Below are 25,978 nucleotides of genomic sequence, written 5' to 3'. Positions count from 1 at the left end.
TGGGCTGTTGCCCACGGTTTCTCACCGTAACCCATGTATCGGCACCTTAATTTCGAACTTTAGAAAATTTTTACTTTCTGTCGTTTTTTTTCTTAGTCCGCGAAATACCCTCTATATGCACCACTATTCCGCGCATTATTTTGACAAAACTATCATTAAACTTTGCGCGCAGATTGCCGATAACCCGCATAACAATTGTTTGCAATCACAAGGAATCGGGCATGGCTTCATTTACATCATTAGGCGTAGGCTCAGGCTTACCACTGGACACGTTGCTAAACAACCTGACTATTGCTGAGAAAAAACGTCTAAATCCAATTACTCAGCAACAGACCGACAATACTGCCCGTCTGACGGCTTACGGTACGCTAAAGAGTGCGCTGGAAAAGTTCCAGACGGCCAATACCGCGTTAAATAAACCGGAGTTGTTCAGAAGCAGTAATGTGACGAGCAGTACTGAAGACCTAAAAGTCACCACCGAAGCAGGCGCGGCACCGGGTATTTATACCATCAGCGTCACGCAACTGGCACAGGCACAATCGCTGAGCACCACATCGGTGGCCTCAAATAAAGAGGCTCTGGGTGATGGCTCCGCCACGCGTACCATTAAAATTGAGCAGCCGGGCCGTAAAGAGCCGCTGGAGATTAAACTCTCCCAAGATAAGACCACGCTGGATGATATCAGCAAGGCAATTAACGATACCGATAGCGGTATCTCCGCCAGTATCGTGAAGGTGAAAGACGGCGAGTTCAAACTGGTGCTGACCGCAGCAGAAGGTATGGACAGCAAGATGACCATCTCTGTTGAGGGCGACAGCAAGCTTAACGATATGCTGGCTTACGACAGCACGACCGGTACAGGAAAAATGACTGAGCTGGTTCAGGCCCAGAACTCCAAGCTCACGATGAACGGTATCGATATTGAACGTCAAAGCAACAAAGTCACCGATGCCCCGCAGGGTGTTACGCTGGAACTGACCAAAAAAGTTACCGACGCGCGCGTAACGGTGACGAAAAGCAATGAGAAAGCCACGGAAGCGATTAAAGGTTGGGTGGATGCCTATAACTCACTGATCGATACCTTTAATACGCTGACCAAATATAAAGCCGTAGATGCAGGAGCGGAAGGTCAGGACAAAGACAACGGCGCGCTGGTCGGTGATAGCGTAGTACGTACGATTCAGACAGGCATTCGTGCACAGTTTGCTAACTCCGGTGCTGAAGGTGCCTTTAAGACACTGAATGAAATCGGCATCAAACAAGATGGCAAAACCGGCAAGATGTCCATCGATGATACCAAGCTGAAAAAAGCGCTGGATGAAAACACCGCCTCTGTTCGCGAACTGCTGGCTGGCGACGGTAAAGAAACCGGCATCACCACCAAAATTGCCGCTGAAGTAAAAAGCTATCTCGCCGATGACGGCATTATCGATAATGCGCAAGACAGCATTAACGCCACGCTGAAAAAACTGACCAAACAATATCTGTCAGTTAGCGCCAGCATTGACGACATGGTTGCGCGTTATACGGCGCAGTTTACCCAGCTTGATAGCATGATGAGCAAACTGAATAACACCAGTACCTATCTGGGCCAACAATTTACAGCGATGAATAAATCCTGATAACACGAGGTAAGCATGTATACCGCGAGCGGTACCAAAGCCTATGCACAGGTCAGCGTGGAAAGCGCCGTGATGAGCGCCAGCCCACATCAGCTGATTGAAATGTTGTTTGATGGCGCGAACAGCGCCCTGGTGCGCGCTCGCCTGTTTATGCAACAGGGTGATATCGTCGCCAAAGGTGAAGCGTTAAGTAAAGCCATTAATATTATCGACAATGGCCTGAAGGCAGGACTTGATCAAGAGAATGGCGGCGAAATCGCCACCAATCTGTCTTCTCTGTATGACTATATGATTCGCCGTTTACTGCAAGCTAACTTGCGTAATGATTGTCAGGCCATTGAAGAAGTCGAAGGGTTACTCGGCAACATTGCAGATGCCTGGAAACAGATCTCACCGAAAGCATCTTCCCAGGAGTCTCGTTAATGACCTCAGCCGTGGAGTTTATCAACCGTTGGCAGCGCATCGCGCTGCTCAGTCACTCACTGCTGGAACTGGCGCAGCGCGGTGAATGGGACCTTTTACTGGAACAGGAAGTTACCTATCTGCAAAGTATTGAAGTGGTCATGGAAGAGCAAACTCCACCAGGCATTACGCGAAGTATTCAGGATTTAGTGGCCGGGTACATTAAACAGACGCTGGATAACGAACAACTGCTCAAAACATTGTTGCAGCAGCGTCTGGATGAACTCAGCAATCTCATCGGTCAGTCGACGCGCCAAAAGACGCTAAATAACGCTTATGGCCGTCTTTCCGGCATGCTGTTAGTTCCCGACGCCCCCACTGCCCCACAATAATTTCCCGTCTCGTCTGAATAATCTTCCATACTCCAGAGGTCGGCCAAACGACTTCTGGAGCTCGGAAGATGAAAAATCCCACGTTATTGCAGTATTTTCACTGGTATTACCCCGAGGGCGGTCAACTCTGGCCAGAACTTGCCGAACGCGCAGGTGGACTCAATGACATCGGCATCAATATGGTGTGGTTACCTCCCGCTTATAAAGGCGCATCCGGCGGCTATTCCGTTGGCTACGACTCCTACGATCTGTTTGATCTGGGCGAATTCGACCAAAAGGGAACCATCGCTACCAAATATGGCGATAAAAACCAGCTGCTGGCGGCGATAGACGCGCTAAAACACAATGATATTGCCGTACTGCTCGACGTGGTGGTTAACCACAAAATGGGCGCAGATGAGAAAGAGAATATTCGTGTCCAGCGGGTTAACGCCGAGGATCGCACGCAAATAGACGATGAGATCGTCGAATGCGAAGGCTGGACGCGCTACACCTTCCCTGCCCGCGCAGGCAAGTACTCGCAATTCATTTGGGACTTTAAATGCTTCAGCGGTATTGACCATATCGAAAACCCAACCGAAGACGGCATTTTTAAAATCGTGAACGACTACACCGGCGAAGGCTGGAACGATCAGGTTGATGATGAGTTGGGTAATTTTGATTATCTGATGGGCGAAAACATCGATTTTCGCAATCACGCGGTCACCGAAGAGATCAAATACTGGGCGCGTTGGGTGATGGAGCAAACCCAGTGTGACGGCTTTCGTTTAGATGCCGTGAAACATATTCCGGCATGGTTTTATAAAGAGTGGATTGAGCATGTGCAGGAAGTCGCCCCCAAGCCGCTGTTTATCGTCGCGGAATACTGGTCGCATGAAGTCGACAAGCTGCAAACCTACATTAATCAGGTGGAGGGGAAAACTATGCTATTCGACGCCCCTTTACAGATGAAATTCCACGAAGCCTCCCGTCAGGGACGCGATTACGATATGAGTCAGATTTTCACCGACACCCTGGTGGAAGCCGATCCGTTTCATGCCGTCACGCTGGTGGCCAATCACGACACTCAGCCCTTGCAGGCGCTGGAAGCCCCTGTCGAAGCGTGGTTTAAGCCGCTGGCCTATGCGCTGATCCTGTTGCGCGAAAACGGCGTGCCGTCAGTGTTTTATCCTGACCTCTACGGAGCGCATTACGAAGACACCGGCGGCGATGGCGAAACCTATCCTATCGACATGCCGATCATTGAACAGCTTGATGAACTGATCCTCGCGCGCCAGCGCTTCGCACACGGGGTACAGACGCTCTTTTTCGATCACCCTAACTGTATCGCTTTTAGCCGCAGCGGAACGGACGACGATCCCGGCTGTGTGGTTGTTCTGTCTAACGGCGATGACGGGGAAAAGACCATCAATCTCGGTGCGAATTACGGGAATAAAACCTGGCGCGACTATCTGGGAAATCGCGAAGAAAGCGTGGTCACCGATGAAAACGGTGAAGCGACGTTTTATTGTAACGGCGGTAGCGTCAGCGTGTGGGTGATTGAAGACGTGTTATAAAGCTCAACCCCGGTGGCCGTTGGCTACCGGGGCGTATAGCTTATGGCAGTGGCGTGGCCAGCGGCGTTTTCTTTAACGCGTCAGCACATTCCTGCGTCGGGCGGTCGACCCGCTGCAGCGTCATACCGTCATATTCCAGCGTATTGCCTTCCCGCTCAATCTCATACAGCTCGCGTTTCACCGTCACGTTGGTGAGATCGCCAGAGATCATCGTCAGTTTCCCCGGCAGCGCGATCACTCGCTGCCACTGGCGACAATCCAGCGTGTCGCCCTCTTTTGTTACCACCAGGCTGGCAATCGCTTCCGGGCTCACCAGACTGCGTTGCGGACCTTTTGACTGCCAGTATCCTTCCAGACCGGCTGGCGCTGGCGTTTTCACCACGTCGTTATAATTTTCTACTTCGGCGCATCCGGTAAGCGCCAGAAATACAGCAACGATTGCTAATTTTTTCATCATTCATCCTGCATGCGAAGAAAATGGGATTGTGGCATTAAAGGCCTGATGTCGCCAGCCTTTCGGCAGTGTCGAGAAAGATTGATCCAGACGGTGTTACCTCTTATTACTCATAGTCAAAAATTCTGATCGGTGTAGTATCCACACTTCTTGTTACATACCTTCTGAGTTCAGAGGCACAACGCATGTCATGGCAACACTTCAAACAGGCCTGGTTAATTAAATTTTGGGCCCCCGCCCCTGCGGTCATCGCAGCGGGTATTCTCTCTACCTACTATTTCGGCATTACGGGAACCTTCTGGGCCGTTACCGGCGAATTCACTCGCTGGGGTGGTCAAATCCTGCAACTGTTTGGCGTTCACGCCGAAGAATGGGGATACTACAAGCTGATCCATCTCGAAGGCTCACCCCTGACCCGCATTGACGGCATGATGATCCTCGGTATGTTCGGGGGCTGTTTTGCTGCCGCATTGTGGGCAAACAACGTCAAATTACGCATGCCGCGCAGTCGGGTGCGCATTATGCAGGCGATAGTCGGCGGAATGATTGCCGGATTCGGCGCCCGGCTGGCAATGGGCTGTAACCTGGCCGCATTCTTCACCGGTATTCCACAGTTCTCGCTACACGCCTGGTTTTTCGCCCTGGCAACGGCTATTGGCTCATGGTTTGGCGCACGCTTTACCCTGCTGCCGATGTTTCGTATTCCGGTCAAAATGCAGAAAGTCTCCGCCGCTTCTCCGTTAACGCAAAAGCCGGATCAGGCCCGTCGCCGTTTCCGCCTCGGCATGCTGGTGTTTATCGCCATGATCGGCTGGGCGCTCCTCACTGCGATGGATAAGCCCAAACTTGGTTTGGCCATGCTGTTCGGCGTCGGGTTCGGACTGCTGATTGAACGGGCGCAAATCTGCTTCACCTCCGCCTTCCGCGATCTGTGGATTTCCGGTCGCACCCATATGGCGAAAGCGATCATCTTCGGGATGGCGGTCAGCGCCATTGGTATCTTTAGCTACGTGCAACTGGGCATCGAGCCTAAAATCATGTGGGCAGGTCCGAATGCGGTGATCGGCGGCTTGCTGTTCGGCTTCGGCATTGTTCTGGCGGGCGGGTGTGAAACGGGCTGGATGTACCGCGCCGTTGAAGGCCAGGTGCATTACTGGTGGGTGGGTCTGGGCAACGTTATTGGCTCGACCATTCTGGCCTACTACTGGGATGATTTTGCTCCCGCGCTTGCCACCAGTTGGGACAAAGTGAATCTGCTCAACACCTTCGGCCCGCTCGGTGGCCTGCTGGTAACCTATCTGCTGTTATTTACCGCGCTGATGCTCATCATCGGCTGGGAAAAACGCTTCTTCCGTCGCGCTGGGCTGACGCCTGCCAAGGAGTCTGTATGAAAAATATCGTGCCTGATTATCGCCTCGATATGGTCGGCGAGCCGTGTCCGTATCCGGCTGTCGCCACACTGGAAGCGATGCCGCAATTGAAGAAAGGTGAGATTCTGGAAGTGGTGAGCGATTGCCCGCAGTCAATCAACAATATTCCACTGGATGCGCGTAATCACGGCTATACGGTGCTGGATATTCAGCAGGATGGTCCAACGATTCGTTATTTAATTCAGAAGTAATGCGATTCTCCCGTTGCCCGACGCAGCGGGAGAATGTTCGGCTTGCTACACCTGCATCGACATCACTTCCTGATACGCCGACACCAGTTTGTTGCGCACCTGGATCCCCATCTGCATCGATACCGACGCTTTTTGCATATCGGTCATCACATCGTTCAGCGCAATACCCGGTTCACCGAGGGTAAATTTCTCAGCCTGCACACGGGACGCGGTTTGTACATCGCTGATCCTGTCTAACGCCGCATGCAGTTGACCGGCAAAGCTCACGGTCGGTTGTGGCTGCATATCCTGCATTTTTGCTGACATCGCCGTGGTCTGTAGCTGGCCGATGACCCCTTCAATCCCCTGTATTGCCGACATTCTGATCCCCTGGATAATTTTTTACGTAGTTGAGATTACCAGTTAGTCAATAAGATAAAGGCGTTAAATAACGATAAAAAACCACGGTTTTTAACGCATAGAAAAATTCGAAACCGCAAATAATGAGACCGTCAATTTTTCGAGTTTGCTGACCCGGGAGTGAGTCTTGTTCCACTTTGCAAAAAACGCCGTCCACGATAAGCCACGAGGTGCGAGATGAGTGCGACAGCATCGACTGCAACCCAGCTTAAACCTCTCGAGTGGTTAAACCGCCTGCGCGCGAATCCCAGAATTCCTCTGATTGTGGCGGGAGCCGCTGCCGTCGCGATCATCGTGGCGATGGTCCTGTGGGCCAAAGCGCCTGACTACCGCACGCTGTTCAGCAATCTTTCCGATCAGGATGGTGGCGCGATCGTCACCCAACTGACGCAGATGAACGTTCCCTACCGTTTTACTGAGGGAAGCGGCGCCATTGAAGTTCCTGCCGATAAAGTCCACGAACTGCGTTTACGTCTGGCGCAGCAAGGTCTGCCCAAAGGCGGCGCGGTGGGTTTTGAACTGCTGGATCAGGAAAAGTTTGGTATCAGCCAGTTTAGCGAGCAGGTCAACTACCAGCGCGCGCTGGAAGGTGAATTAGCCCGTACGATTGAAACGTTGGGACCGGTAAAACGCGCCCGCGTGCATCTGGCTATGCCGAAACCGTCGCTGTTTGTGCGTGAGCAAAAAGCGCCTTCAGCCTCCGTCACCGTCAACCTGGAGCCGGGTCGCGCGCTGGATGAAGGTCAGATCAGTGCGGTCACGCATCTGGTTTCCAGCGCTGTTGCAGGCTTGCCGCCGGGCAACGTTACGCTGGTCGACCAGGCGGGGCATCTGTTAACCCAGTCGAATACCAGTAGCCGCGATCTTAACGATGCGCAGCTGAAATACGCCAGCGACGTCGAAGGCCGCGTTCAGCGTCGTATCGAATCGATTCTGTCGCCGATTGTCGGCAACGGTAACGTACATGCGCAGGTTACCGCGCAGCTGGATTTTGCCAACAAAGAGCAAACCGAAGAACAGTACCGTCCAAACGGTGATGAGTCCCAGGCCGTGCTGCGTTCTCGTCAGTTGAACGTCAGTGAGCAGGTCGGTAGCGGAGCACCAGGCGGCGTCCCGGGCGCGTTGTCAAATCAGCCCGCTCCGGCAAATACTGCGCCAATCGCCACCCCACCCGCTAATCAGCAAAACGCGCAAAATACGCAAAACGCACAGACGGCGAATAACAGTAATAATGCCGGCCCGCGCAATACTCAGCGCAATGAAACCAGCAACTATGAAGTTGACCGCACCATTCGCCATACCAAAATGAACGTTGGCGATGTGCAGCGTCTCTCGGTGGCTGTCGTGGTCAACTACAAAACGTTACCAGACGGCAAACCGTTGCCGTTAACCGCCGAGCAGATGAAACAGATTGAGGATCTGACCCGCGAAGCGATGGGATTCTCCGACAAGCGTGGCGATACCCTGAACGTGGTGAACTCTCCCTTCACGGCGACCGACGATTCCATGGGCGAGCTACCGTTCTGGAAACAGCCGTTCTTTGTTGATCAGTTAATGTCCGCAGGTCGTTGGTTGCTGGTTCTGTTGGTGGCGTGGATCCTGTGGCGGAAAGCCGTTCGTCCGCAGTTGGTCCGTCGCAGTGAAGAAGCGAAAGCCGTACAAGAACAAACGCGTGTCCGTCAGGAAACCGAAGAAGCGGTAGAAGTTCGCCTCAGCAAAGACGAACAAACCCAGCAGCGTCGTACTAATCAGCGTCTGGGAGCAGAAGTCATGAGTCAGCGTATTCGTGAAATGTCAGATAACGATCCGCGCGTCGTGGCGCTGGTCATTCGCCAGTGGATGAGTAACGATCATGAGTAATCTTACCGGTACCGATAAAAGCGTCATCCTGCTGATGACCATTGGCGAAGATCGCGCGGCGGAGGTGTTTAAGCACCTTTCCACGCGCGAAGTTCAGGCGCTCAGTACGGCGATGGCCAACGTTCGCCAGATTTCCAACAAGCAGTTGACGGAAGTGCTGGCCGAATTTGAACAAGAAGCCGAACAGTTTGCCGCGCTGAATATCAACGCCAACGAATATCTGCGCTCCGTGCTGGTGAAAGCGCTGGGCGAGGAACGTGCCTCCAGTCTGCTGGAAGATATTCTGGAAACCCGCGATACCACCAGCGGCATTGAAACGCTTAACTTTATGGAGCCGCAAAGCGCCGCCGACCTTATCCGCGACGAGCATCCGCAGATTATCGCCACCATTCTGGTGCACCTCAAGCGGGGCCAGGCCGCCGATATTCTGGCACTGTTCGACGAGCGTTTACGTCACGACGTGATGCTGCGTATCGCCACCTTTGGCGGCGTACAGCCTGCCGCGCTGGCAGAACTGACCGAGGTTCTCAACGGCCTGCTCGATGGCCAGAACCTCAAGCGCAGCAAAATGGGCGGCGTGAGAACGGCGGCAGAAATTATCAACCTGATGAAAACCCAGCAGGAAGAAGCGGTTATTACCGCCGTACGCGAATTCGACGGCGAGCTGGCGCAGAAAATTATCGACGAGATGTTCCTGTTCGAGAACCTGGTGGATGTCGACGATCGCAGTATCCAGCGCCTGCTGCAGGAAGTGGATTCCGAATCGTTGCTGATTGCCCTGAAAGGTGCCGAACAGCCGCTGCGCGAGAAGTTCCTGCGCAACATGTCGCAACGTGCTGCCGATATTCTGCGCGACGACCTCGCCAACCGCGGTCCGGTGCGTTTGTCGCAGGTGGAAAACGAACAGAAAGCCATTCTGCTTATTGTGCGTCGTCTGGCGGAAACCGGCGAGATGGTGATAGGCAGCGGCGAGGATACCTATGTCTAACGAACTGCCGTGGAAAGTCTGGACCCCGGACGACCTCGCCCCACCGATAGCGGAGTTCGTACTGGCTGAGCACAGCGAAAACCCGCTGTCAGAAGAAACAGCAGAACCAGAGCTTTCCGCAGAGCAACAGCTTGAACAGCAGCTCGCACAGCTGCAACTGCAGGCCCATGAGCAAGGTTATAACGCGGGTCTGGCGGAAGGTCGACAAAAAGGCCACGAACAAGGTTATCAGGAAGGCCTGAGTCAGGGGCTGGAGCAAGGCCAGAACCAGGCGCGCGCTCAGCATGCGCCGATCCATGCCCGCATGCAGCAACTGGTGAGCGAGTTTCAGAATACGCTGGACGCACTGGACAGCGTAATTGCCTCGCGTCTGATGCAAATGGCGCTGGAAGCTGCGCGTCAGGTTATAGGTCAGACGCCTATTGTGGATAACGCTGCGCTGATTAAACAAATCCAACAGCTGTTGCAGCAAGAACCGCTGTTTAGCGGTAAGCCGCAGCTACGCGTACATCCGGACGATCTCCAGCGTGTGGAGGAGATGCTCGGTGCGACCCTCAGCCTGCACGGCTGGCGGCTGCGCGGTGATCCGACGCTGCATCACGGCGGCTGTAAAGTCTCTGCCGATGAAGGCGATCTGGATGCCAGCGTCGCCACGCGCTGGCAAGAACTCTGCCGTCTGGCAGCGCCGGGAGTCGTGTAATGACCACTCGCCTGACTCGCTGGCTCAACACGCTGGACAGCTTCGAAGAGAAAATGTCGCTGCTGCCTGCGGTGCGCCGTTACGGTCGCCTGACCCGCGCCACTGGGCTGGTGCTGGAGGCCACTGGATTACAGTTGCCTCTGGGCGCCACCTGCGTTATTGAACGCCAGGACGGCAACGAAACCCAGGAGGTCGAAAGTGAAGTCGTGGGCTTTAACGGTCAGCGTCTGTTTCTGATGCCCCTCGAAGAGGTTGAAGGCGTTCTGCCCGGCGCACGCGTGTACGCAAAAAACATTGCCGGAGAAGGTCTGCAAAGCGGGAAGCAATTACCGCTTGGCCCTGCATTGCTGGGTCGTGTGCTTGACGGTAGCGGAAAACCGCTCGACGGTCTGCCCGCCCCGGATACCACCGAAACCGGGGCGCTGATTACGCCGCCGTTTAACCCGCTACAACGCACCGCGATTGAACACGTCCTGGATACCGGCGTACGTCCCATCAACGCGTTGTTAACCGTCGGTCGCGGTCAGCGTATGGGACTTTTCGCGGGCTCCGGTGTCGGTAAAAGCGTTCTGCTCGGCATGATGGCGCGCTATACCCAGGCCGATGTTATCGTCGTGGGTCTGATTGGCGAACGTGGTCGCGAAGTTAAAGATTTTATTGAAAATATTCTCGGTACCGACGGTCGTGCACGCTCGGTGGTGATTGCCGCTCCCGCAGATGTCTCGCCGCTGTTACGTATGCAAGGCGCGGCCTATGCCACGCGTATCGCCGAAGATTTTCGCGATCGTGGACAGCACGTATTGCTGATTATGGATTCCCTCACCCGCTACGCGATGGCGCAACGTGAGATCGCCCTTGCGATCGGAGAGCCGCCGGCAACGAAAGGTTATCCCCCCTCAGTATTCGCCAAATTACCGGCGCTGGTCGAACGCGCCGGGAACGGTATTCACGGCGGCGGTTCCGTTACCGCGTTTTACACGGTACTGACCGAAGGTGACGACCAGCAGGACCCCATTGCGGATTCCGCGCGCGCGATTCTGGACGGCCACATTGTGCTGTCCCGTCATCTGGCCGAAGCGGGTCACTATCCGGCCATCGATATTGAAGCCTCGATCAGCCGCGCCATGACCGCGCTTATTAGTGAACAACACTATGCGCGGGTACGAAACTTTAAACAGCTGCTATCCAGCTTCCAGCGCAACCGCGATCTGGTCAGCGTGGGGGCGTATGCCAAAGGCAGCGATCCCATGCTGGATAAAGCCATCGCCCTATGGCCACAACTGGAAGCATTCTTACAGCAAGGCATTTTTGAACGGGCGGACTGGGAAGATTCTCTGCACGCGTTAGAACTGATTTTCCCTGGTGTGTGAGTAAGCAGGAGAGCATAGGTCATGGCACAACATGGTGCATTAGCCACACTGAAAGACCTGGCTGAAAAAGAGGTAGATGACGCCGCTGTCTTATTGGGAGAGATGCGTCGTGGCTGTCAGCAGGCGGAAGAGCAGTTGAAAATGCTGATCGATTATCAGCATGAGTATCGCAACAATCTGAACAGTGACATGGGTCAGGGGATTACCAGTAATCGCTGGATCAATTACCAACAATTTATTCAGACGCTGGAAAAAGCGATTGAGCAACACCGCCAACAGCTCAATCAGTGGACGCAGAAAGTAGACCAGGCATTGAACAGTTGGCGCGACAAAAAACAACGTTTACAGGCGTGGCAGACTCTGCAGGACAGACAAACCTCGGCGGCGTTACTGGCCGAAAACCGCCTGGATCAGAAAAAAATGGATGAATTTGCTCAGCGTGCAGCTATGAGGAAACCCGAATGATTACTTTACCCCAACTGATTACCACCGACACCAACGTAGCCGCAGGTCTTCAGTCAGGCAAAGCGGTTGATTCACCCGAGGATTTTTTAGCGCTGCTGGCGGGTGCATTAGGTGCGGACAACGCGCAGGGTAAAGACGCCCCGCTGTCGTTTGCCGACTTACAGGCGGCCGGTAGCAAACTGCAAAAAGGGTTACTGCAAAAAAATGGCGATTCAGCACCGTCGCTCAAGTTGACCGAACTACTGGCGCAAAAAGAGATGCACACTGATGCTTCTCTTGTCGACATGACAGACGCTCAGCAACTTTTGTCTGCCCTCACGCCCTCACTGAAAGTTAATGCCCTGACGACTCTGGGCAAAGTCGCTCAGCAGGATGAAAAAAACACCGCACTGAGCGATGAGGATCTCGCCAACCTGAGCGCGTTGTTCGCCATGCTGCCAGGACAACCGCAGACCACGCCTGCCGTCGACAGCGCGCCAGCCCCCGTTGATGCGACGCTTTCGGCGTTGTCACGAGGTTCGGTACACAGCGCTATCGCCGATAATGCTGGCGAATTGCTGCCAGGTGATGCCAAAAAAGGCAAAGCGGATATTGCAACGCCTGCCAGCAGCGTAGATCAGACAAACAATCCGACATTAACCCCGTTGACGGCAGCGGCGACGACCAGAGCAGAAATTGAAAGCTCCCCTTCGCCGACCAGCATTGGCATGACGACGGCGCCGTTAAGTGGCCCGCAGTCCCACGCTCAGCCGTTACCGACCGCCGCACCTGTGCTAAGCGCGCCATTGGGTAGCCAGGAATGGCAGCAATCACTGAGCCAGCACGTCACTCTGTTTACTCGCCAGGGCCAGCAAAGCGCAGAACTGCGTCTGCATCCACAGGATCTGGGCCAGGTGCACATTTCCCTCAAGCTGGATGACAACCTCGCGCAGTTGCAAATGGTATCGCCACACAGTCACGTGCGCGCTGCGCTGGAAGCTGCATTACCGATGCTGCGTACGCAGTTGGCTGAAAGCGGGATCCAGCTTGGGCAAAGCAGTATCAGCAGTGAAAGCTTTGCCGGTAATCAGCAGTCTTCCGGGCAGCAACAGCAGGCGGGTCGCGCTCAGGGACAAGACATTTTTGCCGCTGAAGATGACGCCGTACTGGCAGCGCCAGCCTCACTGCAAGCCGCAGCACGCGGTGATGGAGCAGTAGACATCTTCGCCTAACGCCAGAGGTAGCATGATTATCCGCGTCTTTTCCACGCTTTGTCGTGGACAGGACACGGGATAATCAGCCCATAAGCTGTACCGAAACAGGAAGCCCGTATCTGATGACTGACTCCGCGATTAACAAAAAAAGTAAACGCGCTATTTGGATCCCTCTGCTGGTATTGATTACCCTCGCCGCCTGCGCAACTGCGGGTTATAGCTACTGGCGCATGCAGCAGCAGCCGTCCGCCAGCGTCAAAGCGGAACCGGCTCCACCGCCAGCCCCGGTATTCTTTGCGCTGGATACCTTTACCGTCAATCTGGGTGATGCGGACCGTGTACTGTATATCGGTATCACGCTGCGCATGAAAGACGAGGCAACGCGTTCACGTCTTAACGAATATCTGCCGGAAGTGCGCAGCCGCTTGCTGCTGCTGTTCTCTCGTCAGAACGCGGCTACGCTCGCCACCGAAGAAGGTAAGCAACAGCTCATTGCCGCCATCAAAGAGACGCTCGCGACTCCGCTCGTTGTTGGGCAACCCAAACAGGTTGTCACCGACGTTCTTTATACAGCTTTTATTCTGCGGTAAAGACATGGGCGACAGTATTCTTTCTCAGGCTGAAATCGACGCATTGCTTAATGGCGATAGCGAAACTAAAGACGAACCCATTTCCGGTATCGCAAAAGAAAGCGATATTCGTCCTTACGATCCCAACACCCAGCGCCGCGTAGTACGTGAGCGTTTACAGGCGCTGGAGATCATTAACGAACGCTTCGCGCGCCAGTTCCGTATGGGATTATTTAACCTGTTGCGCCGTAGCCCGGATATTACCGTGGGTGCGATCCGTATCCAGCCATACCACGAGTTTGCGCGCAACTTACCGGTTCCGACCAACCTGAACTTAATCCACCTGAAGCCGCTGCGCGGTACGGGTCTGGTGGTGTTCTCACCGAGTCTGGTATTTATCGCCGTCGATAACCTCTTCGGCGGTGATGGCCGCTTCCCGACGAAAGTGGAAGGCCGTGAATTTACCCATACCGAACAGCGCGTTATCAACCGCATGCTGAAGCTGGCGCTGGAAAGCTACAGCGACGCGTGGAAGGCCATCAATCCGCTGGAAGTGGAATACGTTCGTTCCGAGATGCAGGTGAAATTTACCAATATCACCACGTCTCCTAACGACATCGTGGTCAATACCCCATTCCACGTTGAAATTGGCAACCTGACCGGTGAATTTAACATCTGTCTGCCATTCAGCATGATTGAACCGTTGCGTGAGCTGCTGGTGAACCCGCCGCTGGAAAACTCGCGTAATGAAGATCAGAACTGGCGCAATAATCTGGTGCGTCAGGTTCAGCATTCTGAGCTGGAGCTGGTGGCAAACTTTGCTGACATTCCGCTGCGGCTATCCCAGATTTTAAAACTGAAACCCGGCGATGTACTGCCGATTGAAAAACCCGACCGCATTATTGCTCATGTGGACGGCGTGCCTGTACTGACCAGCCAGTATGGCACGGTGAACGGTCAGTATGCGTTACGCGTAGAACATCTGATAAACCCGATTTTGAATTCGCTGAATGAGGAACAGCCCAAATGAGTGATATGAATAATCCGTCCGATGAGAACACTGGTGCATTGGACGATCTGTGGGCTGACGCGTTAAACGAGCAAAAAACCACGCCCACCAAAAGTGCGGCCGATGCGGTATTCCAGCAGTTAGGTGGCGGCGACGTCAGCGGTGCCTTGCAGGACATCGACCTGATCATGGACATTCCGGTCAAACTGACCGTCGAATTGGGCCGAACCCGCATGACCATCAAAGAGCTGCTGCGTCTGACGCAGGGTTCGGTCGTCGCGTTGGATGGGCTGGCGGGCGAGCCGCTGGATATCCTGATCAACGGTTACCTGATTGCCCAGGGTGAAGTGGTGGTTGTCGCAGACAAATACGGCGTACGTATCACCGACATTATTACCCCATCTGAACGCATGCGCCGTCTGAGCCGTTAATCATGAATACCCAGGCTACAGTTTCTCAGCCAGCCGCCGTACCCGGCTCACCGCTGGTTCAGGTAAGCGGCGCGCTGCTTGGGATCATCGTATTGATCCTGGCTGCAGCCTGGGTGATTAAGCGTATGGGGTTTGCCCCCAAAAGCGCCGGTACGCGCGGACTGAAAGTTGCGGCAAGTACCTCACTGGGTCCACGTGAGCGCGTGGTGATTGTTGAGGTTGAAGATGCGCGCCTGGTACTGGGCGTCACGGCCTCGCAAATTAACGTGCTGCACACCCTGCCCCCGGCGCCTGCTGATACAGAAGAAAAACCGGCCTCCCCCGCGGATTTCCAGGCCATGATGAAGAGTTTGCTTAAGCGTCCCGGGAGATCCTGATGCGCCGTTTGTTATCCATCACGCTGGCAGGCTTATGGCTTTTCAGCCCAGTAGCCCTCGCCCAGCTCCCGGGTCTGGTTAGCCAGCCGCTGCCTGGCGGCGGACAAAGCTGGTCTTTACCCGTGCAAACGCTGGTGTTTATCACCTCGCTGACGTTCCTGCCCGCCATTTTATTGATGATGACCAGCTTCACCCGCATCATCATCGTTTTCGGTCTGTTACGAAATGCGCTGGGAACCCCTTCGGCCCCCCCGAACCAGGTGCTACTGGGCCTGGCGCTATTTTTGACCTTTTTCATCATGTCGCCGGTAATCGACAAAATCTACGTCGACGCATATCAGCCGTTCAGCGAAGAGAAAATCTCTATGCAGGAAGCCATGGAGAAAGGCGCACAGCCGCTGCGCGAGTTTATGTTGCGCCAGACCCGTGAAGCCGATCTGGCACTCTTCGCGCGCTTAGCAAACAGCGGTCCCCTACAGGGACCAGAAGCCGTACCGATGCGGATTTTGCTTCCAGCCTATGTCACCAGCGAGCTGAAAACGGCATTCCAGATAGGCTTTACCATTTTTATTCCGTTTCTGATTATCGACCTGGTCATCGCCAGCGTGCTGATGGCGCTCGGGATGATGATGGTCCCCCCGGCCACGATCGCGCTACCGTTCAAGCTGATGCTGTTTGTGTTGGTAGACGGTTGGCAATTGCTTGTCGGCTCGCTAGCTCAAAGCTTTTACAGTTAGAGGCGCGAAATGACACCTGAATCGGTCATGATGATGGGCACAGAGGCGATGAAAGTCGCCCTGGCCCTTGCCGCACCTTTGCTGTTGGTCGCCCTCGTCACAGGTCTTATCATCAGTATTTTGCAGGCGGCGACCCAGATAAACGAAATGACGCTGTCCTTCATTCCCAAAATTGTCGCGGTTTTTATTGCCATCATTGTTGCCGGCCCGTGGATGCTTAACCTGCTGCTCGACTACGTACGTACGCTGTTCAGCAATATCCCCTACATCATCGGGTAGATGACATTATGCTGCAGGTGACCAGCGTTGAGTGGCTCCACTGGCTGAATCTTTACTTCTGGCCTTTGCTGCGCATCCTGGCGCTCATCTCAACGGCTCCAATTCTCAGCGAGCGCGCGATCCCCAAACGAGTAAAACTGGGGCTGGGGTTAATGATAACCGTCGTTATCGCTCCGTCGATTCCCCCGGTAGACGTCCCTATCTTTTCTATCGTGGCGCTATGGCAGGCAATGCAACAAATCCTGATCGGCATCGCTCTGGGCTTCACTATGCAGTTTGCGTTCGCGGCAGTACGTACCGCCGGGGAATTAATTGGTCTGCAAATGGGTCTCTCCTTCGCAACCTTCTTTGATCCCGGCAGCCGTCTGAATATGCCGGTACTGGCGAGACTGATCGACATGCTCGCCATGCTGTTATTCCTGACTTTTAACGGCCATTTGTGGCTTATTTCGCTGTTGGTGGATACATTTCATACCTTGCCAATCGGCGGCAATCCGGTGAACAGCAATGCGTTTCTCGCGCTGGCGCGGGCGGGTAGCCTGATTTTCCTCAACGGGCTAATGTTGGCCCTGCCGATAATGACGCTGCTACTCACCCTAAACCTCGCACTCGGTCTGTTGAATCGCATGGCTCCTCAGCTGTCGATTTTCGTCATCGGTTTTCCACTCACCCTCGCCGTGGGTATTTCATTAATGGCGGCCCTGATGCCATTAATTGCGCCATTTTGCGAGCGATTATTCAGCGAAATTTTTAATTTGTTGGCTGATATTGTCAGCGAAATGCCCGGAAAATAATAACCCTTAATTTTTATCCTGTTTTACTAAGGATTGTCCTAAATTTAAAAAGCGACAACATCCACCAGGATATCTCTGTCGCGGTTTATTTATTATTGACTCACTCACATAACGCAACATTTACTTTACTTTAAGATGTTTCCTGGCAAATTATACGCAACTTTACGGGATAGTAATTTCGCCTGAAAAACAGCGAAAGCGTCATCTTGGGTCGTTATTATTCCGTTTAGTTGTGATGAAAATAATCAGGTAAGGGGAATTATCGTTACGCATTGAGTGAGGGTATGCCATGTCAACGATTATTATGGATTTGTGCAGTTACACCCGGCTAGGGTTGACCGGATATCTGGTAAGTCGGGGGGTGAAGAAAAGGGAAATCAACAACATTTCCAACGTTGAGGAGCTCAGTCTCGCCTGTGTCTCTCAACAGCCCGCTGTGGTGTTTATTAATGAGGACTGCTTTATCCACGATCCTGCTAATAGCCAGCAAATAAAGCAAATCATTAATCAGCATCCCGGCACATTATTTATTGTGTTTATGGCAATTGCCAACGTGCATTTTGATGAGTATCTATTAGTCAGAAAAAATTTATTGATTAGTTCTAAGTCGATTAAACCCGATTCACTGGATGAACTCCTTGGCGATATTCTGAAAAAAGAAGTAGATTTTGTCATTGATGTGAATCTACCGACATTATCATTGAGCCGTACCGAGTCCAGCATGCTTCGCATGTGGATGGAGGGTCAGGGAACAATACAGATATCCGACCAAATGAATATCAAGGCCAAGACCGTGTCATCCCATAAGGGGAATATAAAACGAAAGATAAAAACGCATAATAAGCAAGTTATCTATCACGTTGTGAGACTCACCGATAACGTTACCAATGGTATCTTTGTGAATACGCGCTAACACGTTCTGACTGGTGGCGAATCCACCAGTCAGGATCATGCAGCAAAACTCACCTTATTCTACTTTTTCCACGAAGATACCATCCTGATGACCTGACTCATTAAAGAACCAGATACCGAGCGGGTAGTCTTCCAGCGAAACCAGGTACATGGTGCCTTCACTAAACTCTTCGATAGCCAGTACCACGCCCGGTCGACGAGGACCGCCGTCCGTTTTGACTGTGACCCGATCATTCACCTTCATAGTTTTCCTCCTGTGGCTTTGTGCCAGTGTAGAACAATTTCCTTTTTCTGGCAGCGCCCGCCTCGCGCGATTGCGGGTTTTATCGACGGTCTATACTTAAGTTGTGCGTATCTGATGTTTGGATGCGCTCCCCCGGTATCCTTAACGGTTGAGAGGTATGAGGATGAAAACCGCGAAAGAGTACAGCGATACGGCCAAACGTGAAGTCAGCGTCGATGTGGACGCGCTGCTGAAGGCAATCAACGAAATCTGCGAGAGTGAAATTCATCGAAGTCAGGATGACCCTGAACGCGTCAGCGTCGACGGACGTGATTACCACACGTGGCATGAACTGGCCGACGCGTTCGAGCTTGATATCCATGATTTTAGCGTGTCGGAGATCAATCGCTGACTGAGGGCGAAAAAAATCCCGGCCCTTATCGGGTCGGGATCAAGCTTGCTTATGCAAGAAGCACTTGAAAATTCGTTACACCAGGAAATCTGATGTGAAACAAACCTTATCTGCAATTTTTTTGCCTGACAAGTAAATAATTCTCACCAAAATGATAAATATAACTAATGATTGAAAGATCACCCGGTTACGCGCACCCCAGGTGTTCAGGCATCCTGGCAGAGCTTTCTTCGCTCGCCCGGCACCAGTTCATCTTCACGGAATGCTTCCCGTTTGACGCCAAAGCCGTCGTACCAGCGACACTCCACCATTCCGCTGGCATACCCGGTAACGATCATGCGTGGGCCACCCTCTTTGGAGGTGACTTCCTCACTGACAGAAAAGACCATACCTGCCTCCTGTATCAAGAGAAACCTTTACACCTTAGACGACAAAGAAGGGTTTTGCGTAATCAACCCTGCGACAATTAGTGCGAAACTCCGCGCACTCTGGCGACACCTTTCACCAGCAGCACCACTATTGCGCCAATGATAAAACCGAGCACCAGATTCAGCAGGGTCGGAAGCATCAGCGCAATCAATGCACTTTGCTGTTGGGCAAAATGTTCAATCGCATGATGCAGCGGTGTTATTCCGTGCACCACAATTCCGCCGCCAACCAAAAACATCGCCAGCGTGCCGACCACGGAAAGTGTTTTCATAAGCCAGGGGGCAACAACCAGCAACCCTTTACCCAGCGACTGGGCCAGCGTACTGCGCTTTTCTGCCAACCAGTATCCGATATCATCGAGCTTAACGATAATCCCGACCAGGCCGTAGACCCCCACGGTCACCACTAACGCGATGCCAGATAACACCAACACCTGATTCAACAATGGCGCATCCGCTACGATCCCCAGCGTAATCGCGACAATCTCAGCAGATAAAATAAAGTCGGTACGTATCGCCCCTTTAATTTTGTCTTTCTCAAAGGTGAGTGGATCTTGCGCTGCCAAAGATGTCAGACGCTGCTGACGCTCTTCCGGGGTTTCTTTGTGCTTACGCGCTTCCAGGGTATGGAGAACTTTTTCTACACCTTCAAAACAGAGGAACGCCCCGCCTACCATTAATAAGGGGGTGATCGCCCAGGGAATGAAGGCGCTTATCAATAGCGCCAACGGCACAAGGATAACTTTGTTAACAAACGATCCTTTCGCTACGCTCCAGACCACCGGGAGTTCGCGGTTCGCCCGCACACCCGACACCTGCTGCGCGTTAAGCGACAGATCATCGCCCAGCACACCCGCGGTTTTTTTCGCGGCCAGTTTTCCCATGACAGAGATATCATCCAGCAAAGTGGCGATATCATCGAGTAAGGTCAATAAGCTACTTCCTGCCAAAATTTTTACCCTCAATATTATTTTTTTGCAGTCATAAGTATGAAGTAAAACACGCAATGCTGAAACTGACCTTTCTGGTCAACAAATTTTTAACATCAGCACGTAATTATAAATCTCGCCAGCAAGATAGTTTTAACGTTTACTATGTTGCACCTTTTTATTTCCACCGTGAGGGATTATGCGTTTCAGGCAATTGCTACCGCTTTTCAGTGCGCTTTTCGCGCTGTACATCATTTGGGGTTCCACGTACTTCGTTATTCGCATTGGCGTTGAAAGCTGGCCGCCGTTGATGATGGCTGGCGTTCGTTTTCTCTCTGCGGGGATTTTATTAACAGCATTCTTACTTATCCGCGGACATAAGCTGCCGCCTCTGCGCGTGCTCCTGAACGCCGCGTTAATTGGTATCCTGCTGCTGGCTGTCGGTAACGGACTGGTCACCGTCGCAGAACATCAAAATGTGCCTTCCGGTATTGCCGCCGTAGTGGTCGCCACCGTCCCGCTGTTTACGCTGTGTTTTAGCCACTTTTTTGGCATCAAAACACGCAAACTTGAATGGATGGGGATCGCAATTGGACTCGCGGGGATCATCATGCTGAACAGCGGTGGTAATTTGAGTGGTAATCCATGGGGAGCAATTTTAATCCTGATAGGTTCGATAAGCTGGGCGTTTGGCTCAGTGTACGGCTCGCGCATAACGTTACCCGTTGGCATGATGGCCGGAGCCATTGAAATGTTAGCCGCCGGTATTGTGCTGATGTGCGCCTCGCTGATTTCCGGGGAAAAGTTGACCACTATGCCGACGTTTTCAGGCTTTATGGCGGTCGCCTATCTGGCCGTGTTTGGTTCTATTATTGCCATCAACGCGTATATGTACTTGATCCGCAACGTCAGCCCGGCATTAGCCACTAGCTATGCCTACGTTAATCCGGTTGTCGCCGTACTGTTAGGTACCGGCCTGGGAGGAGAAAGTCTGGCGCCCATCGAATGGCTGGCGCTTGGCGTGATTGTATTTGCGGTGGTACTGGTCACACTCGGTAAATACTTATTTCCCATTAAAGCGGACGCCGTTGCGACCCCGTCGGAAAAGACGTTACAGTAAATGGATACCGAGGGTGTCGATCTGCGCACTTGCGCCACCGCCGCAGATCCACTCGATGACGCGTTCGGACAACGCGTCATCCCCCAGCTTTTCGCGCCCACGCAGGGCGCACTCCCAGACAATCAGTACGCGCCAGCCCAGAGCCTGCAATTTTTCACAATCCCGCGCGTCACGCTGAACATTTTTGCCTATTTTTTCCAGCCAGAACGCTGTTCGTGTGGCGGGGACTTTGAATAGATAGCAGTTGTGATGATGCCAGAAACAGCCGTGGGTAAAAATCACACAACGATAATCATCCACCACGAAATCGGGACGACCGGGTAACGTCGCATCCTGCACGCGAAACGTTACCCCCTGCTCTGCCAGTACGCTGGCAAGGCGTTTTTCAATTGCGGTATCGCGGGTTGCTATCGCCCGCATATTTTTACTGCGCGTCGCTTTATCGTGAACGTCTGCCATGCAGTTTCTCTTTCTCGCGAATAGCAACCGCCTGTTTGATTTTTGGCTCCAGCAGTCTGGCTACCGCCGCAAATGCCGGGACGACCACCGAATTACCAAACTGACGATAAGCCTGTGTGTCCGACACCGGGATCCTGAACTGATAGCCCTGAGGTGATTCAAATCCCATCAGGCGCGCGCACTCTCTGGGCGTCAGCCTGCGCGGACGGTATCGCTGATTGTGCGGATCATCAAAATCCTTTTCACCCTGCGCCATATCCCAACCGCGGTCGATCAAGATCTCCGCCCCATCTTTATAGTAACGCGCCGATAATGTGCGCGTTACGCAATCGGGATTGCCGGGATACACCATGCCATAGCCAAATCCATTGCCCCGTGCCTGATGCTTTTTCGCATAACGATACAGATATTTCCACAGCACCGGCGTGAGCACATATTTTGCATCGACGGTCGGCTCAAGTAGCTCCGCCAGCGTCGTACGCCGCTGAGGATAGCGGGAGACAATATCGCGCAACGTGAAGTCTGATTTCAGATTCAGATCGCGGCGAAAGCCGACGAGCACAATACGTTCGCGATGCTGGGGCAAAAAATGTTGCCCATCGATAATTTTCGGATCGTCCGGCCCGTTATCGTGTGCATCAGCCACGTCATAACCCAGCTCATCCAGCGTTTGCATAATGATGCGGAACGTTTTCCCCTGATCGTGACTCTTCAGGTTTTTGACGTTTTCGAGCACAAATATTGCCGGCCGACGTGCATCAATGATGCGCACCACGTCAAAAAAAAGTGTGCCTTGCGTATCGCAGGCGAAGCCATGAGCCCGCCCTAACGCGTTTTTCTTTGATACACCGGCCAGAGAGAATGGCTGACAAGGAAATCCCGCCAGCAGCACGTCATGCTGCGGAACATGCTGGCGGATATGTTCCGCCGCCTGCTGGTCACTCACCCCCTCATGATGACTGAGGGTGATATCGCGAATATCTTCATTAAAATGGTGCTGGTGAGGATCGCAGTAGTGATTCGCTTTGTAGGTGCGCACCGCATGCTTGTTCCACTCACTGGTAAACACGCAATGCCCGCCAATCGCCTCAAAGCCGCGACGAATGCCGCCAATACCGGCAAAAAGATCGATAAAGCGAAAAGCATAATGTGGATGATGCGCAGGCGGCCTCGGCAGCAAGTCGTTCAGATGAGCCAACTCACCGTCGCTGAGGCGATGCCACGTTTCATTGGCAACCACTCGCTTGAAGATGGCCGGACTCCAGCGGTTCTCGCCAACACCATTCAGATGAGCAACCAGCGTTTTCACGTCATATATTTCAAGCAACTTAGCCAAAATCACCTGTGCGGCGGCCTCGTTATCATCTGTCATCGGGTTCATGGAACCTGCTACTGAAAAATTATCCTGCATACATTTAACCGGCCGAAATGGATAGCTGACAGGTTAACATAAATTAGCGCGGTTGACGTTGCGGCTGTACTGGCGACTAACGCAGCTTAAAGGGTTGAATCGCGTCAAGATCCAGCATTTCATATTCTCCTTTTAACTCCGCACTCAGCTTCGCCATGTACGTCAGTAAGAAGTCAGCATTATGTTGCGCCAAATGCCGACCGTGTTCAGTTTGCATCGTCAGCGGCAGCGTCAACAATTTGGTCTGGAAGTGATCGAGTGCGTACTGTTTATCATCAAGGCTACGCTGTCGGGCAAACGGATCTTCCGCATCAAACAGCGCCACGCCTAACGCGCCGGACACGGCAAATACCCGTGCTAAACCAATTGCGCCCAACGCCTCAAGCCGGTCAGCATCCTGCACGATTTTGGCTTCAAGGGTTTCTGGTACGATTTTGGCGCTGAAACTGTGCGCCTCAATAGCATGGCACACGGCAGGTAATCGTTGTTGTGGAAAATCAGGGAAATCACGCTTCAAAACGCGACGCGTTTCCTGGGCTGCCAGTACCGACGAACGATGACGATCGGGATGATTCTTCGGCAAACTGACGAGATCGTGGAAGTAGCACGCCGTCAGCACCACCAGCCAGTCTACGGTCACATCCATGCTCAACTTTTGTGACGTCATCCAGACGCGACGAAAATGAAAGATGTCATGGGCAGCGTCGTGCCCGGAATGATTGTCACGTAACCAGGCTTCAAATTTCGACTGCCAGTACTGTAGTTCCATACTCTCGCTCTTCGCAGAAAGAAAACCACCTTAGCAACAATTCTCATGTCAGACTACCGCCGACGCTTTTTTATCACCAATACATATTATTCACTTAATAATTATCACTATCACGGATATATAAACCCATTATTCAATAACAAGCAGATTAATTATAATTACGCATACAAAATAAATAACAAATATCAATAATATACATTTAACAGGATAGAAAAACAAAAATCATAACTATATGATAAAAATACATTTATATAGATAATACCAATTCAAATGACATGCGATTTTAATTATATAAAAGCAATAATGAAACATTTTGAAATATCTTAAATACATTTGTTACATGTTATATTTAAAATTAAATGAACTTCATAGATAGTATTCAAATGTAGTCTTTCAGATAGCGCTACATATTCATTTTAATTATTATATAAAGGGAATACATAATGAAAAGAAAAGTACTGGCACTGCTTCTCCCTGCCTTATTCGCTGCAAGCGCAGCAAATGCGGCTGAAATTTATAATAAGAACGGCAATAAAATTGATTTTTACGGCAAGATGGTAGGCGAACGCATCTGGTCGAATACGGATAGCAGTAACAGTGAAAATGCTGACACCTCTTACGCCCGTTTTGGGGTGAAAGGTGAAACCCAGATCAGCAACGAGTTGACAGGTTTTGGTCAGTTTGAACACAACCTCGACGCCAGCAATGCGGAAGGCTCTCAGGGGCAAAAAACCCGTCTGGCCTTCGCGGGCCTGAAATATGCGGATTACGGCTCATTTGATTATGGTCGTAACTATGGCGTAGCCTACGATGCGGCAGCCTACACCGATATGCTGGTTGAATGGGGTGGCGATTCCTGGTCTGCGACGGATAATTTCATGACCGGTCGTACCAACGGCGTGGCGACCTACCGCAACACAGACTTCTTCGGCATGGTTGAGGGTCTTAATTTCGCGCTGCAGTACCAGGGCAAAAATGACGATCACGCTGTCACTAAAGCAAATGGCGACGGCTACAGCATGTCGGTGGACTATAACGTGGATGGCTTTGGTGTCGTCGCGGTGTATGGTAAATCCGACCGTGCGGACAAACAATCCATCGATGGCTATGGCAGCAACGCTGAAGTCTGGTCCCTGGCAGCAAAATATGACGCCAACAGCATTTATGCGGCAGCGATGTATGGCGAAACGCGTAATATGACCCGAACCGGAACCGATCAGGGTTTTGCAAACAAAACGCAAAACGTTGAAGCAGTCGTTCAATATCAGTTCGACTTTGGTCTGCGTCCATCCCTGGGTTACGTTTACTCGCAGGGTAAAGACCTGGCCGGCGGTGTTAACGCTGACCGCGTGAATTACGTCGAGCTTGGCACTTGGTACTACTTCAATAAAAATATGAACGTCTACACAGCGTATAAATTTAACCTGCTGGATAAAGAAGACGGCGCAATTACTGGCAACGCAGTTGATGATCAGTTTGCCATGGGCATTGTGTACCAGTTCTAATCTCCACAAACTCAAAAGCCCGCGCTGCGGGCTTTTTTTGTTCAACGAAGCGTATTTTTTACCACACGGGCATTACAACGATAAACTTGTGAGGATACTCAAAGAAAAAGACATCCATGAGAACTGTCGTTGAAAGCAAGGCGTGCAAGTGCTTGAAATGACGCGTGAAGACTATCTCGCCCTGCTCTCTGAAGAAGCTGAACGCGACATTCCATACGATCCAGACCCATCGGACGTTTCAACGTGGCACCTGCCATCAAAGTTCTGCTGCTGAGTGAACGTGATGAACAACTGCACCTTGACCCTGTACTTTGGGGATACGCCCGAGGTGGTGGGATAAACCGCTGCTAATTAACGCACGGTCTGAAACAATGGCCGACAAAGGACTGGTAGATATTTACGACAGACAACCGTTGGTAGTGCTACCAGTGCTACCGGAAGCCGCGCACGAATGGATGAAGCAGGATCTTGGAGGGAAAGAAGCAGCTGAAATTGCAACTGACTGTGTCGTGCCGGCTGATAAATTTATATGGCATGCCGTAACACGTGCCGTCGGAAATGTGAAAAATCAGGGAGCAGATTAAATTAAGCC

Annotated in this window: 31 protein-coding genes and 1 pseudogene; 24 read left to right on the top strand and 8 right to left on the bottom strand. The window is 52.3% G+C overall.

Annotation, left to right across the window (positions count from 1 at the left end):
- The first annotated feature begins 221 nt into the window (after positions 1-221).
- The 4 genes from fliD to amyA all read left to right on the top strand — a co-directional run bounded on the left by fliD (position 222) and on the right by amyA (position 3,972).
- Positions 222-1,622: a flagellar filament capping protein FliD gene (gene fliD, locus OGV93_RS16805; protein WP_103928336.1), complete on the top strand. Its 1,401-nt coding sequence runs from the start codon at positions 222-224 to the stop codon at positions 1,620-1,622.
- 15 nt (positions 1,623-1,637) lie between these two features.
- The gene (fliS, locus tag OGV93_RS16800) at positions 1,638-2,045 is read left to right on the top strand and encodes a flagellar export chaperone FliS (protein ID WP_046669996.1); all 408 of its coding nucleotides are present in this window, start codon (positions 1,638-1,640) and stop codon (positions 2,043-2,045) included.
- The gene (fliT, locus tag OGV93_RS16795) at positions 2,045-2,416 is read left to right on the top strand and encodes a flagella biosynthesis regulatory protein FliT (RefSeq protein WP_003030458.1); all 372 of its coding nucleotides are present in this window, start codon (positions 2,045-2,047) and stop codon (positions 2,414-2,416) included. Before fliS ends, fliT begins: the two co-directional genes overlap by 1 nt.
- Before the next feature lie 68 nt (positions 2,417-2,484).
- Entirely contained in the window at positions 2,485-3,972 is a 1,488-nt protein-coding gene (gene amyA, locus OGV93_RS16790) for an alpha-amylase (RefSeq protein WP_202195361.1), read from the top strand.
- A 40-nt stretch (positions 3,973-4,012) separates the two neighbouring features.
- Here the strand turns inward: amyA and yedD are convergent, their stop codons facing one another.
- Positions 4,013-4,426, bottom strand: a complete 414-nt coding sequence (gene yedD / locus OGV93_RS16785) for a lipoprotein YedD (RefSeq protein WP_016153484.1) — start codon at positions 4,424-4,426, stop codon at positions 4,013-4,015.
- A 128-nt stretch (positions 4,427-4,554) separates the two neighbouring features.
- Between yedD and yedE the strand changes: the two genes are divergently transcribed.
- Together yedE and yedF are read left to right on the top strand one after the other, a co-directional pair.
- Positions 4,555-5,817: a selenium metabolism membrane protein YedE/FdhT gene (gene yedE / locus OGV93_RS16780; protein WP_346267514.1), complete on the top strand. Its 1,263-nt coding sequence runs from the start codon at positions 4,555-4,557 to the stop codon at positions 5,815-5,817.
- Entirely contained in the window at positions 5,814-6,047 is a 234-nt protein-coding gene (yedF, locus tag OGV93_RS16775) for a sulfurtransferase-like selenium metabolism protein YedF (RefSeq protein ID WP_000790504.1), read from the top strand. Before yedE ends, yedF begins: the two co-directional genes overlap by 4 nt.
- A 45-nt stretch (positions 6,048-6,092) precedes the next feature.
- On the opposite strand, the gene fliE is transcribed toward yedF, so the two are convergent.
- Positions 6,093-6,407 (bottom strand): flagellar hook-basal body complex protein FliE, encoded by a 315-nt coding sequence (gene fliE, locus OGV93_RS16770; protein WP_094169300.1) that lies wholly within the window; start codon positions 6,405-6,407, stop codon positions 6,093-6,095.
- Positions 6,408-6,623: 216 nt separating this feature from the next.
- Here fliE and fliF point away from each other — a divergent pair, with 216 nt between their 5' ends.
- The 14 genes from fliF (at position 6,624) to rcsA (ending at position 18,131) form a co-directional block, all read left to right on the top strand.
- The gene (gene fliF, locus OGV93_RS16765; protein ID WP_287109853.1) at positions 6,624-8,306 is read left to right on the top strand and encodes a flagellar basal-body MS-ring/collar protein FliF; all 1,683 of its coding nucleotides are present in this window, start codon (positions 6,624-6,626) and stop codon (positions 8,304-8,306) included.
- Positions 8,299-9,294 carry a flagellar motor switch protein FliG gene (gene fliG, locus OGV93_RS16760; RefSeq protein WP_016153488.1) on the top strand — a complete coding sequence of 332 codons (996 nt, stop codon included), beginning with the start codon at positions 8,299-8,301 and terminating at the stop codon, positions 9,292-9,294. The genes fliF and fliG overlap by 8 nt, the downstream gene beginning before the upstream one ends.
- Complete coding sequence (gene fliH / locus OGV93_RS16755; protein ID WP_287109851.1) at positions 9,287-9,994, top strand: flagellar assembly protein FliH; 708 nt, start codon at positions 9,287-9,289, stop codon at positions 9,992-9,994. The genes fliG and fliH overlap by 8 nt, the downstream gene beginning before the upstream one ends.
- The gene (gene fliI, locus OGV93_RS16750; RefSeq protein ID WP_016153490.1) at positions 9,994-11,364 is read left to right on the top strand and encodes a flagellar protein export ATPase FliI; all 1,371 of its coding nucleotides are present in this window, start codon (positions 9,994-9,996) and stop codon (positions 11,362-11,364) included. Before fliH ends, fliI begins: the two co-directional genes overlap by 1 nt.
- Before the next feature lie 21 nt (positions 11,365-11,385).
- Entirely contained in the window at positions 11,386-11,829 is a 444-nt protein-coding gene (fliJ, locus tag OGV93_RS16745) for a flagellar export protein FliJ (RefSeq protein ID WP_016153491.1), read from the top strand.
- Complete coding sequence (fliK, locus tag OGV93_RS16740; RefSeq protein ID WP_200084592.1) at positions 11,826-13,040, top strand: flagellar hook length control protein FliK; 1,215 nt, start codon at positions 11,826-11,828, stop codon at positions 13,038-13,040. The genes fliJ and fliK overlap by 4 nt, the downstream gene beginning before the upstream one ends.
- Before the next feature lie 104 nt (positions 13,041-13,144).
- Positions 13,145-13,612 carry a flagellar basal body-associated protein FliL gene (gene fliL / locus OGV93_RS16735; RefSeq protein ID WP_016153493.1) on the top strand — a complete coding sequence of 156 codons (468 nt, stop codon included), beginning with the start codon at positions 13,145-13,147 and terminating at the stop codon, positions 13,610-13,612.
- Positions 13,613-13,616: 4 nt separating this feature from the next.
- A complete protein-coding gene (gene fliM, locus OGV93_RS16730) occupies positions 13,617-14,621 on the top strand; it encodes a flagellar motor switch protein FliM (RefSeq protein WP_003030434.1) in 1,005 nt (334 codons plus the stop codon).
- Complete coding sequence (fliN, locus tag OGV93_RS16725) at positions 14,618-15,031, top strand: flagellar motor switch protein FliN (RefSeq protein WP_003030433.1); 414 nt, start codon at positions 14,618-14,620, stop codon at positions 15,029-15,031. Before fliM ends, fliN begins: the two co-directional genes overlap by 4 nt.
- Positions 15,031-15,408, top strand: coding sequence for a flagellar biosynthetic protein FliO (gene fliO / locus OGV93_RS16720; protein ID WP_103847937.1), 378 nt, complete (start codon positions 15,031-15,033; stop codon positions 15,406-15,408). The genes fliN and fliO overlap by 1 nt, the downstream gene beginning before the upstream one ends.
- Entirely contained in the window at positions 15,408-16,145 is a 738-nt protein-coding gene (gene fliP, locus OGV93_RS16715; protein ID WP_006684053.1) for a flagellar type III secretion system pore protein FliP, read from the top strand. Before fliO ends, fliP begins: the two co-directional genes overlap by 1 nt.
- 9 nt (positions 16,146-16,154) lie before the next feature.
- The gene (gene fliQ, locus OGV93_RS16710; protein ID WP_003030425.1) at positions 16,155-16,424 is read left to right on the top strand and encodes a flagellar biosynthesis protein FliQ; all 270 of its coding nucleotides are present in this window, start codon (positions 16,155-16,157) and stop codon (positions 16,422-16,424) included.
- 8 nt (positions 16,425-16,432) lie between these two features.
- Positions 16,433-17,218: a flagellar biosynthetic protein FliR gene (gene fliR / locus OGV93_RS16705; RefSeq protein WP_016153496.1), complete on the top strand. Its 786-nt coding sequence runs from the start codon at positions 16,433-16,435 to the stop codon at positions 17,216-17,218.
- Positions 17,219-17,507: 289 nt separating this feature from the next.
- A complete protein-coding gene (rcsA, locus tag OGV93_RS16700; protein ID WP_016153497.1) occupies positions 17,508-18,131 on the top strand; it encodes a transcriptional regulator RcsA in 624 nt (207 codons plus the stop codon).
- A gap of 54 nt (positions 18,132-18,185) precedes the next feature.
- Here the strand turns inward: rcsA and dsrB are convergent, their stop codons facing one another.
- Positions 18,186-18,374 (bottom strand): protein DsrB, encoded by a 189-nt coding sequence (gene dsrB / locus OGV93_RS16695; protein WP_003030419.1) that lies wholly within the window; start codon positions 18,372-18,374, stop codon positions 18,186-18,188.
- Positions 18,375-18,537: 163 nt separating this feature from the next.
- Here dsrB and yodD point away from each other — a divergent pair, with 163 nt between their 5' ends.
- On the top strand, positions 18,538-18,765 hold the full coding sequence (yodD, locus tag OGV93_RS16690; protein ID WP_003030417.1) for a YodD family peroxide/acid resistance protein: 228 nt from the start codon (positions 18,538-18,540) through the stop codon (positions 18,763-18,765).
- Positions 18,766-18,971: 206 nt separating this feature from the next.
- Here the strand turns inward: yodD and OGV93_RS16685 are convergent, their stop codons facing one another.
- Positions 18,972-19,154 carry a YodC family protein gene (locus tag OGV93_RS16685; protein ID WP_016153498.1) on the bottom strand — a complete coding sequence of 61 codons (183 nt, stop codon included), beginning with the start codon at positions 19,152-19,154 and terminating at the stop codon, positions 18,972-18,974.
- 77 nt (positions 19,155-19,231) lie between these two features.
- Positions 19,232-20,143 carry a DUF808 domain-containing protein gene (locus OGV93_RS16680; protein WP_016156847.1) on the bottom strand — a complete coding sequence of 304 codons (912 nt, stop codon included), beginning with the start codon at positions 20,141-20,143 and terminating at the stop codon, positions 19,232-19,234.
- 178 nt (positions 20,144-20,321) lie between these two features.
- On the opposite strand from OGV93_RS16680, the gene yedA reads away from it, so the two are divergent.
- Positions 20,322-21,242, top strand: a complete 921-nt coding sequence (yedA, locus tag OGV93_RS16675) for a drug/metabolite exporter YedA (RefSeq protein ID WP_016156848.1) — start codon at positions 20,322-20,324, stop codon at positions 21,240-21,242.
- Here yedA and OGV93_RS16670 read toward each other — a convergent pair.
- The 3 genes from OGV93_RS16670 to OGV93_RS16660 form a co-directional block, all read right to left on the bottom strand.
- Entirely contained in the window at positions 21,234-21,701 is a 468-nt protein-coding gene (locus OGV93_RS16670; RefSeq protein WP_047357991.1) for a very short patch repair endonuclease, read from the bottom strand. The two genes, yedA and OGV93_RS16670, sit on opposite strands and share 9 nt — an antisense overlap.
- A complete protein-coding gene (locus tag OGV93_RS16665; RefSeq protein WP_287109849.1) occupies positions 21,682-23,112 on the bottom strand; it encodes a DNA cytosine methyltransferase in 1,431 nt (476 codons plus the stop codon). Before OGV93_RS16665 ends, OGV93_RS16670 begins: the two co-directional genes overlap by 20 nt.
- A gap of 76 nt (positions 23,113-23,188) precedes the next feature.
- Positions 23,189-23,881 carry a phosphohydrolase gene (locus OGV93_RS16660; protein ID WP_053389322.1) on the bottom strand — a complete coding sequence of 231 codons (693 nt, stop codon included), beginning with the start codon at positions 23,879-23,881 and terminating at the stop codon, positions 23,189-23,191.
- Positions 23,882-24,324: 443 nt separating this feature from the next.
- On the opposite strand from OGV93_RS16660, the gene OGV93_RS16655 reads away from it, so the two are divergent.
- Positions 24,325-25,386, top strand: a complete 1,062-nt coding sequence (locus OGV93_RS16655) for a porin (RefSeq protein WP_287109847.1) — start codon at positions 24,325-24,327, stop codon at positions 25,384-25,386.
- Between the two features lie 157 nt (positions 25,387-25,543).
- Positions 25,544-25,970 (top strand): annotated as a pseudogene (locus OGV93_RS16650) (SOS response-associated peptidase family protein).
- The last annotated feature ends 8 nt before the right edge of the window (positions 25,971-25,978 follow it).

Origin of the sequence: Citrobacter sp. Cb031 (genome assembly GCF_030336725.1) — a bacterium.
GTDB lineage: Bacteria > Pseudomonadota > Gammaproteobacteria > Enterobacterales > Enterobacteriaceae > Citrobacter > Citrobacter braakii.
The sequence above is the reverse complement of the archived record's forward strand: the minus strand, read 5'-3'. Positions and strand labels throughout refer to the sequence as shown.

Coding starts and splice junctions, on each gene's coding strand:
- fliK (WP_200084592.1), top strand. CDS start 11,826: ATGATTACTTTACCCCAACTGATTACCACCGACACCAACGTAGCCGCA.
- fliN (WP_003030433.1), top strand. CDS start 14,618: ATGAGTGATATGAATAATCCGTCCGATGAGAACACTGGTGCATTGGAC.
- fliQ (WP_003030425.1), top strand. CDS start 16,155: ATGACACCTGAATCGGTCATGATGATGGGCACAGAGGCGATGAAAGTC.
- yodD (WP_003030417.1), top strand. CDS start 18,538: ATGAAAACCGCGAAAGAGTACAGCGATACGGCCAAACGTGAAGTCAGC.
- yedD (WP_016153484.1), bottom strand. CDS start 4,426: ATGAAAAAATTAGCAATCGTTGCTGTATTTCTGGCGCTTACCGGATGC.
- rcsA (WP_016153497.1), top strand. CDS start 17,508: ATGTCAACGATTATTATGGATTTGTGCAGTTACACCCGGCTAGGGTTG.
- fliS (WP_046669996.1), top strand. CDS start 1,638: ATGTATACCGCGAGCGGTACCAAAGCCTATGCACAGGTCAGCGTGGAA.
- OGV93_RS16685 (WP_016153498.1), bottom strand. CDS start 19,154: ATGGTCTTTTCTGTCAGTGAGGAAGTCACCTCCAAAGAGGGTGGCCCA.
- fliP (WP_006684053.1), top strand. CDS start 15,408: ATGCGCCGTTTGTTATCCATCACGCTGGCAGGCTTATGGCTTTTCAGC.
- fliL (WP_016153493.1), top strand. CDS start 13,145: ATGACTGACTCCGCGATTAACAAAAAAAGTAAACGCGCTATTTGGATC.
- yedA (WP_016156848.1), top strand. CDS start 20,322: ATGCGTTTCAGGCAATTGCTACCGCTTTTCAGTGCGCTTTTCGCGCTG.
- fliJ (WP_016153491.1), top strand. CDS start 11,386: ATGGCACAACATGGTGCATTAGCCACACTGAAAGACCTGGCTGAAAAA.
- OGV93_RS16665 (WP_287109849.1), bottom strand. CDS start 23,112: ATGCAGGATAATTTTTCAGTAGCAGGTTCCATGAACCCGATGACAGAT.
- dsrB (WP_003030419.1), bottom strand. CDS start 18,374: ATGAAGGTGAATGATCGGGTCACAGTCAAAACGGACGGCGGTCCTCGT.
- amyA (WP_202195361.1), top strand. CDS start 2,485: ATGAAAAATCCCACGTTATTGCAGTATTTTCACTGGTATTACCCCGAG.
- fliT (WP_003030458.1), top strand. CDS start 2,045: ATGACCTCAGCCGTGGAGTTTATCAACCGTTGGCAGCGCATCGCGCTG.
- OGV93_RS16660 (WP_053389322.1), bottom strand. CDS start 23,881: ATGGAACTACAGTACTGGCAGTCGAAATTTGAAGCCTGGTTACGTGAC.
- fliD (WP_103928336.1), top strand. CDS start 222: ATGGCTTCATTTACATCATTAGGCGTAGGCTCAGGCTTACCACTGGAC.
- fliG (WP_016153488.1), top strand. CDS start 8,299: ATGAGTAATCTTACCGGTACCGATAAAAGCGTCATCCTGCTGATGACC.
- fliR (WP_016153496.1), top strand. CDS start 16,433: ATGCTGCAGGTGACCAGCGTTGAGTGGCTCCACTGGCTGAATCTTTAC.
- fliI (WP_016153490.1), top strand. CDS start 9,994: ATGACCACTCGCCTGACTCGCTGGCTCAACACGCTGGACAGCTTCGAA.
- fliH (WP_287109851.1), top strand. CDS start 9,287: ATGTCTAACGAACTGCCGTGGAAAGTCTGGACCCCGGACGACCTCGCC.
- fliE (WP_094169300.1), bottom strand. CDS start 6,407: ATGTCGGCAATACAGGGGATTGAAGGGGTCATCGGCCAGCTACAGACC.
- fliF (WP_287109853.1), top strand. CDS start 6,624: ATGAGTGCGACAGCATCGACTGCAACCCAGCTTAAACCTCTCGAGTGG.
- yedF (WP_000790504.1), top strand. CDS start 5,814: ATGAAAAATATCGTGCCTGATTATCGCCTCGATATGGTCGGCGAGCCG.
- fliM (WP_003030434.1), top strand. CDS start 13,617: ATGGGCGACAGTATTCTTTCTCAGGCTGAAATCGACGCATTGCTTAAT.
- OGV93_RS16655 (WP_287109847.1), top strand. CDS start 24,325: ATGAAAAGAAAAGTACTGGCACTGCTTCTCCCTGCCTTATTCGCTGCA.
- OGV93_RS16670 (WP_047357991.1), bottom strand. CDS start 21,701: ATGGCAGACGTTCACGATAAAGCGACGCGCAGTAAAAATATGCGGGCG.